Here is an 11,614-nt window from a genome sequence, read left to right as displayed (position 1 = left end):
GCACACGGTCGCCCGCCCGCTCCACTCCGCGGCTCCCCCGCCTCGCTGCGCGGCCCCCGCCTCGCTGCGCCCGGCCTTGCCCGGCCTCCGGCCGCACCGGGCGTCCACCTCTCCCACACCTATCAATCACCTGTCACATGTGAAATATTACTCCCGCTTCGGCCAACCCGGCCGACCCGAACCTCCAGAAAGGTCAGCTACCTTGCGCAGACTCGCTGCGGTGGGAGCGGCGATATCCCTCGCCCTCCTCGCCGCCCCCGCGCTCGCCGCCACCGCACCCCCGACACCGGCCCCGACGCCCGCCGGGCAGCAGCAACAGGCCGATCAGCAGCAGGCCCAGCAGGCCGCCGCCCCGCCGCCCGCACCCCTGGAGCTCCAGCGCCAGGCCCTGCGCCGCCAGGCCCTCGAGGAGGTGGCCGCGGGCCGTCCGGGCGGCCTGCGGGCCGACGCCGACGGCAGGCTGCCGCGCCTGGCCAAGGTCGGCAAGCGGTACGTCGAACTGGCCCGGGAGCGCAAGGACAAGGTCTTCGTGATCCTCGCCGAGTTCGGCGACCAGGTGGACAACACCACCGAGTTCGAGGGCAAGCCGCGCTTCGGCGGCGCCCCGGGCCCGGCGCACAACACGATCGGCAAGCCCGCCTCGGACGACAACCACACCCTGTGGCGCAGGGACTTCGACCGGTCCTTCTACCAGAAGCAGTTCTTCTCCACCGACCCGCAGTCGGCGTCCCTGCGCGCCTACTACCGGCTCCAGTCCTCCGGCCGGTACGACATGGACGGCATGGTGACCGACTGGGTCAAGCTGCCCTGGAACGAAGCCCGTTACGGCACGGACAACTGCTCCGAGTCGGGCCAGTGCCGGACCAACTGGGACATGATCCGGGACGCCACGGACTCCTGGTACAAGTCCGAGCGCGCAAAGGGCCGTACGCCCGAGCAGATCAAGGCCCAGCTCGCCGAGTACGACGTGTGGGACCGCTACGACGCCGACCACGACGGCAACTTCGACGAGCCTGACGGCTACCTCGACCACCTCGTCGTCGTCCACGCGGGCAAGGACCAGACCTGGGGCGGCGGTACGCAGGGCAAGGACGCCGTGTGGGCCCACCGCTGGTTCGCCTACTGGAACCAGGCCGGCAGCGCGGGCCCGGAGGGCAACAAGGCGGGCGGCGCCCCGGTCGGCGACACCGGCATCTGGGCCGGGGACTACCTGACCGGCGGGGAGAACAGCGGCGCGGGCCTCTTCGCGCATGAGTTCGGGCACGATCTGGGCCTGCCCGACCTGTACAGCTCGGACGGGGACAACAGCGTCAACTTCTGGTCGCTGATGTCCTCGGCGTCCTACCTGGGCAAGGGCCGCAATTCCACGGGAGAGTTCCCGGGCGACCTCGACCCCTGGAGCAAGCTGCAGCTGGGCTGGCTCCGGTACACGGAGGCCGACGCGGGCCGCACGACGCGGGCGACGCTCGGAGTGTCCGGCTACAACACCGAGGATCCGCAGGCCCTGCTGGTGCACCTGCCGCCGTCTTCGACCACGACCGATCTGGTCGAGCCGTACGCGGGCGCCAGCCAGTGGTGGAGCGGCACCGGCGACTTCATGGACAACACGCTGTCGCGCACGGTCGACCTCTCGGGGATCGCGGCCGGGACGGCGGCCCGTCTGGACGCCCGCCTCTGGTACGACATCGAGCAGGACTTCGACTACCTGACCGTGGAGGCCTCCACGGACGGCGGGGCCGCCTGGACGGCACTGCCCGGCACGGTGGACGCCACGCCGATCGGGGCGAAGGGGATCTCCGGCACCTCGGCGGGCTGGACACAGCTCTCGGTCCCGCTGACCCGATTCAGCGGCACATCGGTCCAGTTGAGGCTGCGCGTCACCTCGGACAGCAACACCCACGGCAAGGGCGTCACCTTCGACGACATCCGCGTCACGGCGGGCGACGGCGACGGCCGGGAGCTGCTGCGCGACGGGGCGGAGCAGGGAGCGAACGGCTGGACGGCGGTCAAGTGGTCGCGTACGGAGGGCCGCACGGGCAGCGAGCAGCACCCGCGCGCGTACTTCGTGGAGAACCGCCGCTACACCGGCTACGGCAGCCTGCTGCGGACGGGACCGTACAACTTCGGCTTCACGGGCGACAAAGTGGAGTTCTACCCGTACCAGCAGGGCGTGCTGATCTGGCTCTGGGACACGGCGTACAGCGACAACACCACCAAGGCGCACCCCGGCGGCGGCATGCTGCTGCCCGTCGACTCCCGCCCGGAGCCGCTGACCCACCCGGACGGCACGCTCCTCAACGCGCGTGCGCAGACCTTCGACGCACCGTTCTCCCTCGGGAGGAGCGACCGGATCGTCCTGCACAAGGCGGGCGCACCGACCGTGATCCCGGCCCGGAGCGGCGTACCCGTCTTCGACGACCGCCACGGGGCGTACTGGAACGCGGCGCTGCCGCAGCTCGGGGTCAAGGTGCCGGACACCGGGACCCGGCTCACGGTGGTCAAGGAGGCCGCGGGCGGGGCTCTGACGACGGTGCAGCTCAGCCCGTCGAAGTGACCGTCCCGGCCTGAAGGCGGGGCCGGCGGGGGCCGCGGGTCAGTGGCGCACCAGACAGAAGGGGTGCCCGGCCGGATCGGCGTAGACCCGCCAGCCCTCGCCGACCCGGTCCCCCTCCAGCAGGGTGGCCCCACAGGACAGGACCTCCGCATGCGCCACGTCCAGGTCCGCGACGGCGAAGTCCAGGTGGAGCTGCTGGGGCCGGGCCGGGTCCGGCCAGCGGGGCGGCCGGTGGTCCTCGGCGTACTGGAAGGCGAGGACCTGGCCGGCCGGGAGGTGCAGGGTCGCCCAGGTCGCGTCGGTCGCCCAGCGCCGGTCCGGACGGTTCACCTCCCCGCCGGTCAGGCGCTGGTAGAACGCGGCCAGCGCCGCCGGGTCGGGGCAGTCCAGCACCACGCACTGCATCTCGGCGATCACGGGCCGATCCTAGGGCGTGTCCTTCGGATCGGGCCGGGCCTGATCCGAAGGACACGCTTAAGGACACGTTTTAGGCGCTCCGGCGCTCGCGCCGCTCCGCCGGCGGGGCGTGGTGGGCCGGGTAGGCCGTGGTTTCCGGGGTGGCCGGGAGGTGCCGCTTGGACAGGACGCGGAACATCGTGACGGGGTCCAGGAGGGTGCCCGGCGGGCGAGTGAGCGACAGCACGCCGAAGAAGCGGGAGGCTATCGCCTGATCGGTGTTGGCTCCCGCCATCACCCGGGACATGTAGCGCTGCAGGATCCGCGTGGCCCGGTCCGGCGGCGGTCCCTCCGTCACCGGGTAGCGCATGTCCTCGCTGGTCGCGATCTGCCAGGGCACGGCGGCCGCCGCGAGGGTCCGGCGCTGGATCCGGCGGGAGGCCGCGGCGATCTGCTCCGGGTCCAGGGTGCGGATCTCCTTGGCCAGGGCCTCCGCGGCGAGCGCGGCGACCGTCATCCCGTGCCCGTACACGGGGTTGACCCGGCAGGCCGCGTCGCCGAGGACCACGAACCCGTCCGGCCAGCGCTCCAGGCGCTCGTAGTGCCGCCATTCGTTCATGTTGTTCCGGAAGGCGGTGGGCGAGGACAGCGGGACCGCGTCCCGGATGGCGTCGTACAGGGCAGGACTGCGCAGGCTCCGGGCGAACGGAAGGAACTCCTCCTCCCGCGTGGGCGGGGCGTGTTCGCCGTTGCCGACGAGGGTCACCAGCCAGCGGTCCCCGTCCAGCGGCATCAGCACCCCGCCGCGCGGGAGTTCGGGCCGACCCTGGACGTACATGCCCTGCCAGCGCCGGCCCGGATCCTCCGGGATCTTGAAGTAGCGGCTGGAGTACCCGAGATGGGAGTCGTAGCGGGTGACCACCGGAGCCGGGTGGCCGAGCGCCGTGAGCCAGGCGGGGGCCTTGGAGGAACGGCCGGTCGCGTCGACGACGAGCCGAGCGGCCAGCCGCTCGCCGCCGCGCAGTTCCACGCCGGTGACCGTACGGCCGTCCGGCCCGGCCACGAGCCCGGTGGCGGCCGCACCGGCCCGGACCCGGACGCGGGCGTTGCGGAGCACTTCCCCGCGCACCGTCGAGTCGAGCAGCTCCCTGCTCGCGAGCAGGACTCTGGCCCCGGACACCGGCCCGAACCAGTCGGCGGGGCTGAGCCAGAGGAAGTCGCGCGGCGAGTCGAAGAGGCCCGCCCCCGCCGCCACCAGCTTGTCGGTGATGCCCGGCAGCATCAGCTCGATCAGCTCCACACCCCGCGACCACAGGATGTGCGCGTGCCGGGACTGGGGTATCCCGGGGCGCAACACCGGCTCGCCCTCCGGTAGTTCGTCCCGCTCGATCAAGGTGACCCGGGAGAACCGCATCGCGAGCACCCGCGCGGCCAGCAGCCCGGCCATGCCCGCGCCGAGGACCACTGCATGGTCCCCGGCGCGGTGCTCGGCGCTGCGCCCGGCCTGCGGATCGGCCTGCGGATCGGCCTGGGAATCGGTGTGCGGGCCGGTGGTACGTAGGTGGTTGTCCGTCGTGTCGTCGTCCATGCCGCCGAGTGTGGCTGTGGACGGGGCGCCCTGGTCAGGGCCCGGACGGGGCGCCCGGAGGCTCGACGGGGGCGGACGGGCTCATACCGGGGCGCGCCCCTCGGGACCTCCGTCCTCACCTCGGTCCGGCCCTCGGTCCGGCCCTCGGTCCGGACTTCCGGCGGATCAGGGGCAGAGGGCGGTCCAGGTGACCTTCACGTGCCCTCCGTCGTCCCCGCGGAACTCGCTGGTACGGGTCCCCGGCTGATCGGTGTACGGATCCCAGGCCACCGTGCCCCGGGCGACCAGGTCGTCGGCCGAGGAGGCGTCGTAGTCCCAGAGGAACACGCCGATCTCGAACGGGCCGGGCCCGTACGTGGTCCCCGAGCCGACGCGCTGATAGAAGTACGGGTCGGGGTTGGTGCGGTTGCCCTGGTTGGGGAAGGTCGACGGGTCCGAGCCGGAGCGCGACCACACGGCGGTGCGCGCACCGTCACCGGTCCGGACCGCGATGTCCCCGTAGAGGGCGGGGCGGGTCGTGCCGTCGTCGAAGTAGGTCAGTTCCGCCTGGTCCACACGGACCCGGCAGGCGGGGACGCCCTGCGCCGGGGTCACGGTGTAGGTGACGGAGGTCTCGCCGCCGTCCACTCCGTTCATCTTCGCGGTGAACCGGCCGAAGCCGAGCGCCGGGTCCCAGTGGACGCGGCCGGCGGCCATCACGTCGTCGTTGTTCCCGGCGCTGTAGTCGGCGTCGACGAGGTAGGCGGTGACGGTCGCCCGGCCGGTGAAGACCTGACTCCGTGTGGAGTCGTCGAGCCCGAACCACGGGTCGTGGTCGGGAAAGGCGGTGGCGCCGGACCGGTCGCGGCGCCAGAGGGAGCGGGCGGTCCCGTCGGTGGTCAGGGTGAGCCCGTCGTAGAGCTCGGGCCCGCTCTCACCACTGGAGGAGAACCGCGCCGAGTCGACGGTGATCCGGAACGGACCGGTCTTCAGGTCGACTTGACTCACCGGATCCTTGGAGAACTCGGCGACGATCTGCCGCCGGACCCAGTCGTTGCCGAGCAGTCCGTAGTGCGAGGGACAGCCGCTGTCGCCCACGGGCAGGACGTGGTTGACGGCTCCGGCCAGCTCGGTGGAGCGCGGGGCGCGGCTGTCGCCGGGCGGGATCTGCTGGTCGCAGGTGGAGCTGAAGGTGGTGTAGCGGGTGGCGCCCGGGGTCTCGTCGCCCGCGTTGAGGGAGTTCAGGAAGGGGCTGCCGGGGGTCATGTCGGCGAGCGAGGCCGCGTGGATGTCGCAGAAGGTGGCGAAGGGCCCGCAGGGGGCGGCGTCCCCCGCCCCGTGGTTGGGTCCGCCGAGCGAGACCCACGCGCGGACCCGGTAACTCCCGCCGTCCTTGAGGTACTTGCGCGTCAGCAGCGAGCCCATGCTGTGAGCGACCACGTCGACGGGGCGGCTGCCGAACCGTTCGGTGAGGAAGGCGCCGAAGCGGGCGGCGTTGGAGTCGTTGGTGGCGGCCCAGTCGTAGCCGAATTCGGCGAGGTCGCTGGAGAGCCACCCCTGGGCGTGCAGGTGGTCCTCCAGCCCGTCGAGGGAGGCCGCGGTGTCCCCGAAACCGTGGACGAGAACGACCGGCGTACGGCGCTCCGCGCGGTCGGCGCTTTCGGCGGCCCGCGCCGTCGGGGCGACGAGCAGAGCGGCCACCAGCGCCGCGGCGAGGGCCGCGGCCAGGGCGACGAGCATCGGGAACAACAGGGGCACGGGCAGGGCGGATCTGCGCATGGCTCTCCCAGGGGATCCGGCGTGACGCGACTCGGGCTCAGACTCGGACTCGGACTCGGACTCGACAGCCTGAAGTGACTGGCGAGTAGCAAGTTAGCCCGCGCGGATTCAGCGCGATAGAGACGTGTACGAGACTCCGGTGAGCTTTTCGGAGGCACCCCAGAGCCGTTCGCCGGACTTGTCGTCCAGGGTCCATTTCGCCCGCCGGGAGCGGACGGGCGCACCGCGCAGGCCGAGCCGCGGCCCGATGAACTCGTCGGGCCTGACCCCGGGCGCGGTGGCCGCGTACAGGGTCGGCAGCGCGCCGGAGGCGGCGGACTGCGCGATGACGGTGTTGCCGATCGCGTTCCCGAGGGCGGTGACGGCCGCGGTGAACCGCGAGCCGAGGGTCGTACCCGCCTGCGGGGTCGCCCCCACGTGGAGGTTGGTGGCGGCGTAGCCGGGGTGGGCGGCGGCCGCGACGACCTCGGATCCGGCGGCCGCCAGGCGGCGGGCGAGCTCGTGGGTGAAGAGCAGGTTCGCGCTCTTGGAGCGGCCGTAGGCGATCCAACGCCGGTAATCCTGCTGGCTGTTCAGGTCGTCGTGCGCGACGTCCCCGAGGGCGTGGAAGCTACTGGAGAGGTTGACGATCCGGGCCCCGGGCGGGGCGGCGAGGAGCCGGGGCAGCAGAAGCCCCGTGAGGGCGAAGTGGCCGAGGTGGTTCACCCCGAACTGCGTCTCGAACCCGTCGGCGGTCCGGCCGTACGGCAGCGCCATCACGCCGGCGTTGTTGACGAGCAGATCAAGGCTGCCGTTCCGGCGCCGCCCGTACGCGGCCGCGAACTCCCTCACGGAGGCCAGCTCGGCCAGGTCCAGAGCCATGAACTCCACGTCGGCGCCGGGCACTTCGCCACGCAACGCGACTTCGGCGGCCCGGCCGCGAGCCGCACTCCGGCAGGCGAGCACCACCGAGGCGCCGCGGCGGGCGAGTTCCCTGGCGGCGGCGTAGCCGATCCCGCTGTTGCCTCCGGTGACGATGGCCGCGCGCCCGCTCTGATCCGGCATCCGGCTTGCCTTCCAGCCCGCCATGGCAGCTCCTCCCGTCCCGGCGGCCCCCACGGCCCACCGGCCCCCGCACCCTACTCCCGGCATCCAGCCCGGAACACGGCCCCGCCATCGGCTGCGCACCACGGCTGCGTGGGCCGAAGTCCCCTACCCGTCCTTCCCCCGTTCCCCGGGCTCCGCCCGGACCCCCCTGGGGCTCCGCCCCAGACCCCGCGCCTCAAACGCCGGCGAGGCTGGATCTTCACCGACCCCGGATTGCCCGTGTGCGCAGCACAGCCGGCACAGCACACCTTGCGCCGTGCGCCGCAGACACCTTGCGCAGTGCACGCCTTGCGCCGCACACGGCGCGCAGCAGCGCAGGTCGGCGGCTTTCCCTGAGGGAACTACACCCCCGCCGCGATCCTCCAGCCTCGCCGGCGTCTGAGGGGCGGGGGTCCGGGGGCCGGCCCCCGGCAACGGCGCCGCACCCGGCAACGGGTCCGGGGCGCAGCCCCGGGGAACGGGCGAAGGGCGGGTAGGGGACCTCCCCCCAGGGCCCGCACGCGCAGGCCCGCCCCGGCCTCCTCAGCCCCGCCGGCGTTTGAGGCGCAGGAGCCCGGGGACTACTCCCCGGCAGGGCCCCGCACGGCACCGACCCCCGGCGCGCCGGTACCCACGACACACGCCCGGGGCCGAGCCCCGCACCGACCCCCGGCCCCGCCGGTACCCACGACACACGCCCGGCCCCGGGCCCCGCACCGACCCTCGGGGCCCGCCCGCCAGGGCGAAGAGGCGGGCCCAGTAGGCTGCGGGTCCACCCGCTTCCAGTACCCCGAGGTCCACCCCGTGAGCTCCGCACCGCCCCCCGTACCCGTGTCGGTCGTCGGCCTCGGCGCCGACGGCTGGGACGGGCTGACCGCCCCCGCCCGGGCCGCGCTGGCCGGGGCCGAGGTGCTGATCGGCGGGCCCCGGCAGCTGGACCTGCTCCCCCTCGGGGAATGCGGTGGCGCCCGGGTCGCGTGGCCCAGCCCACTGCGCCCGGCCGTGCCGAAGCTGATGGCCGAGCACGCGGGCCGCCGCATCGCGGTGCTGGCCAGTGGTGACCCGATGTTCTACGGGATCGGCCGCGCCCTGTCCGAGGAGCTCGGCCCCGACGCCCTGCGCGTCCTGCCGCACCCCTCCTCCGTCTCCTACGCCTGCGCCCGCCTCGGCTGGCCGGTGGAGGACACCGAGGTGGTCACCGTGGTCGGCCGCCCGGTGGCCCGGCTCGCGGCCGCGCTGTACGAGGGCCGCCGGGTCCTGGTGCTGAGCGCCGGAGCACCGACCGCAAACGAGATCGCCGCTCTGCTTCGAGAGCGGGGCTTCGGCCCCAGCCGGATGCGCGTCCTGGAACAGCTCGGCTCCGAGCACGAGGACGCGTACGAGGGCCTCGCCCAGAGCTGGGAACACCCGCCCGGCGACCCCCTCAACGTGATCGCCGTCGACTGCCGCCGCGACCCCCACACCGGGACCCCCCGACTCGGCGCGACCCCCGGCCTGCCCGACGCCGCCTACGAGCACGACGGCCAGCTCACCAAGCGCCACGTCCGCGCCGCGACCCTGTGCGCTCTCGCCCCGGCCCCCGGGGAACTGCTGTGGGACATCGGCGGCGGCTCCGGCTCCATCGGCATCGAGTGGATGCGTACGCACCCCTCCTGCCGGGCGGTGACCGTGGAGCGGGTGACGGAGCGGGCCGCGCGCATCACCCGGAACGCGGCCGCCCTCGGCGTGCCCGGTCTGCGCGTGGTCACCGGCTCCGCGCCCGACGCGCTCGCCGGGCTGCCCGCCCCCGACGCGGTGTTCATCGGCGGCGGCCTGACCGCGCCGGGCCTGCTCGACGCGGCCTGGGAGGCGCTGGCACCCGGGGGCCGGCTCGTGGTCAACACGGTCACCCTGGAGTCGGAGGCGGTTCTCACCGACCGCTACCGGCGCCACGGCGGCGAGCTGGTGAAACTGGCCGTCGCGCACGCCGTGCCGGTCGGCGGTTTCACGGGCTGGCGCCAAGCGATGCCCGTCACCCAGTGGACGGTCACCAAGCCGTAGCCGTCCCACCCGTCCCACCCGCACTCCCAGCCCAACCCCGAAATGGTGGATCAGACGATATGACCGTGTACTTCATCGGTGCGGGCCCCGGCGCCGCCGACCTGATCACGGTGCGCGGCGCCCGGACGCTGGCCGCCGCCCCCGTCTGCCTGTACGCCGGCAGCCTGGTCCCGCGCGAACTGCTCGCCGAATGCCCGCCGGACGCCCGCCTGATCGACACGGCGCAGCTGAACCTGGACGAGATCATCGCCGAGTGCGTACGGGCCCACGCGGCCGGCCAGGACGTGGCCCGGCTCCACTCCGGTGACCCCTCCGTCTTCAGCGCCGTCGCGGAGCAGATGCGGCGGCTCGACGCCGCCGGCATCCCCTACGAGGTCGTCCCGGGCGTCCCCGCCTTCGCCGCGGCGGCCGCCGCGCTGAAGCGGGAGCTGACCGTCCCCACCGTCGGCCAGACCGTGATCCTGACCCGGATCTCCCAGCAGGCCACGCCGATGCCGCCGGGCGAGGACCTCGCCACCCTGGGCCGCAGCGGGGCGCTGCTGGTGCTGCACCTGGCCACCCGCTACGTCGACCGGGTCGTGGACGAACTCCTGCCGCACTACGGGGCCGAGTGCCCGGCGGCGGTGGTCGCGATGGCCAGCCGCCCCGACGAGCTGATCCTGCGCGGGACGCTGGCCGACATCGCCGCCCAGGTGAAGGAGGCCGGGCTGGTCCGCACGGCCGTCATCCTGGTGGGCCGCACCCTGGGCGCCGAACAGTTCCGCGACAGCCACCTGTACTCCGCCGAGCGCGACCGGCATGCCTGCTGACCCCACCCCACCAGGCCCCGACCCGGCCGGCCCCTATGCTGCCGGCCCCGGGGCTGGGCAGCACCCCGGCCCGGTCGGTCCCAGCCCGGCCGAACCCCATGCAGCCGGCCCCACCCACGGCCCGGGCCGGCACGTCCTGATCCTCGGTGGCACCACCGAGGCCCGCCGGCTGGCGGAAGCGCTGGCCCGCGGGGAGGGTCCACCGTGCCGGGTGACCACCTCGCTGGCCGGCCGGGTGGCCGCGCCGGTGCTGCCGCCGGGCGAGACGCGGATCGGCGGCTTCGGCGGGCCCGCCGGACTGGCGGCCTGGATCTCCGCCCACCGGGTGACCCACCTGGTGGACGCCACGCACCCCTTCGCGGAGCGCATGAGCTTCAACGCGGCCGGGGCGGCGGCCCTTTCGGGCGTGCCCCTCCTCGCCCTGCGCCGTCCCGGCTGGGCCCCCGGCCCCGGAGACGACTGGCACGTCGCGGACTCCCTCACCGAGGCGGCCGCCCTGCTCCCGGGCCTCGGCGCCCGCGCTTTCCTGACCACCGGCCGGATGGGCCTGCACAGCTTCGCGCACCTCACCGAGCCCTGGTTCCTGGTGCGTTCGGTGGATCCCCCGGCCGCGCCCGCGCCACCGCGCCTGGAAGTCCTGCTGGCCCGAGGCCCGTTCACCCTCGACGACGAGCGCGAACTGCTCGCGCGCCACGGCATCGACCTCCTGGTGACCAAGGACAGCGGCGGCTCCGCCACCTCTCCCAAACTGGCGGCCGCCCGCGAAGCCGGCATCCCGGTCCTCGTCGTCCGCCGCCCGCCGACCCCCGAGGGCGTCCCCCGGACCGGGTCGGTCGACGAGGTACGCCGCTGGCTGTCCGGCTGAGCGGCTGAGCGGCTGAGCGGCTGAGCGGCTGAGCGGACCCAGGATCCGTCCCCGGCCCGAAGGACGTGGCCGCCCGCCACGCCGAGTGATCGCGGAGGATCGATTCGCCGGGCGGAGCGCTCCTAGGGTCGTGCCCGCAGTGCCCGCCCGCCTCCACGGAAAGGGATCCACTCCCCCATGAAGCTCCGCACCGCCGTCGCCGCCGCAGCGGCCGCCTTCTCGATGGTCCTGTCGCTGCCCGGTTCGGCCTTCGCCGCCGAAGGCTATTTCCACTACAAGTACGTCGACGCGTTCGCTCAGGAGCAGCACGTCACCCTGCACGACCCCCACAGCGGCAAGTGCGTCAACCTGTACGCCGTCGGCGACGACGAGGTGCAGCCCGGCTACGGCCCGCACAACGACACGGACTCGGCCGTGGTGGTGTACGCGGGCGCCAACTGCCAGGGAGCCGAGTGGAGGCTGCGCGCCCACGGCAACCCCGCGCGCGACGACCTCCTGGTCCGGTCGGTGCGCTTCGCCGTCAACCCCGGCTAGCGGGC

At 73.9% G+C, this 11,614-nt stretch carries 9 protein-coding genes; 5 read left to right on the top strand and 4 right to left on the bottom strand.

From position 1 onward, the window contains the following. Nucleotides 1-202 precede the first annotated feature (202 nt). A complete protein-coding gene (locus OG247_RS33735; RefSeq protein ID WP_327255741.1) occupies nt 203-2,554 on the top strand; it encodes an immune inhibitor A domain-containing protein in 2,352 nt (783 codons plus the stop codon). 39 nt (nt 2,555-2,593) lie between these two features. Here the strand turns inward: OG247_RS33735 and OG247_RS33730 are convergent, their stop codons facing one another. The 4 genes from OG247_RS33730 to OG247_RS33715 all read right to left on the bottom strand — a co-directional run bounded on the left by OG247_RS33730 (nt 2,594) and on the right by OG247_RS33715 (nt 7,364). Then, the gene (locus tag OG247_RS33730; RefSeq protein WP_327255740.1) at nt 2,594-2,971 is read right to left on the bottom strand and encodes a VOC family protein; all 378 of its coding nucleotides are present in this window, start codon (nt 2,969-2,971) and stop codon (nt 2,594-2,596) included. Nucleotides 2,972-3,041: 70 nt separating this feature from the next. Further along, entirely contained in the window at nt 3,042-4,538 is a 1,497-nt protein-coding gene (locus tag OG247_RS33725; protein ID WP_327255739.1) for an NAD(P)/FAD-dependent oxidoreductase, read from the bottom strand. 165 nt (nt 4,539-4,703) lie between these two features. Next, nucleotides 4,704-6,296: an esterase/lipase family protein gene (locus tag OG247_RS33720; RefSeq protein WP_327255738.1), complete on the bottom strand. Its 1,593-nt coding sequence runs from the start codon at nt 6,294-6,296 to the stop codon at nt 4,704-4,706. 108 nt (nt 6,297-6,404) lie between these two features. Next, nucleotides 6,405-7,364, bottom strand: coding sequence for an oxidoreductase (locus OG247_RS33715; RefSeq protein ID WP_327255737.1), 960 nt, complete (start codon nt 7,362-7,364; stop codon nt 6,405-6,407). Nucleotides 7,365-8,165: 801 nt separating this feature from the next. Here OG247_RS33715 and cbiE point away from each other — a divergent pair. The 4 genes from cbiE (at nt 8,166) to OG247_RS33695 (ending at nt 11,609) form a co-directional block, all read left to right on the top strand. Beyond that, nucleotides 8,166-9,401, top strand: a complete 1,236-nt coding sequence (gene cbiE / locus OG247_RS33710; RefSeq protein WP_327255736.1) for a precorrin-6y C5,15-methyltransferase (decarboxylating) subunit CbiE — start codon at nt 8,166-8,168, stop codon at nt 9,399-9,401. Between the two features lie 59 nt (nt 9,402-9,460). After that, nucleotides 9,461-10,210, top strand: coding sequence for a precorrin-4 C(11)-methyltransferase (gene cobM, locus OG247_RS33705; RefSeq protein ID WP_266903575.1), 750 nt, complete (start codon nt 9,461-9,463; stop codon nt 10,208-10,210). Beyond that, complete coding sequence (locus OG247_RS33700; protein WP_327255735.1) at nt 10,200-11,075, top strand: cobalt-precorrin-6A reductase; 876 nt, start codon at nt 10,200-10,202, stop codon at nt 11,073-11,075. Before cobM ends, OG247_RS33700 begins: the two co-directional genes overlap by 11 nt. 177 nt (nt 11,076-11,252) lie before the next feature. Beyond that, complete coding sequence (locus tag OG247_RS33695) at nt 11,253-11,609, top strand: hypothetical protein (RefSeq protein ID WP_327255734.1); 357 nt, start codon at nt 11,253-11,255, stop codon at nt 11,607-11,609. The last annotated feature ends 5 nt before the right edge of the window (nt 11,610-11,614 follow it).

The organism is Streptomyces sp. NBC_01244 (genome assembly GCF_035987325.1).
GTDB lineage: Bacteria > Actinomycetota > Actinomycetes > Streptomycetales > Streptomycetaceae > Streptomyces.
Note: the sequence above shows the minus strand (reverse complement) of the source record. Positions and strands in the feature narration are given on the sequence as shown.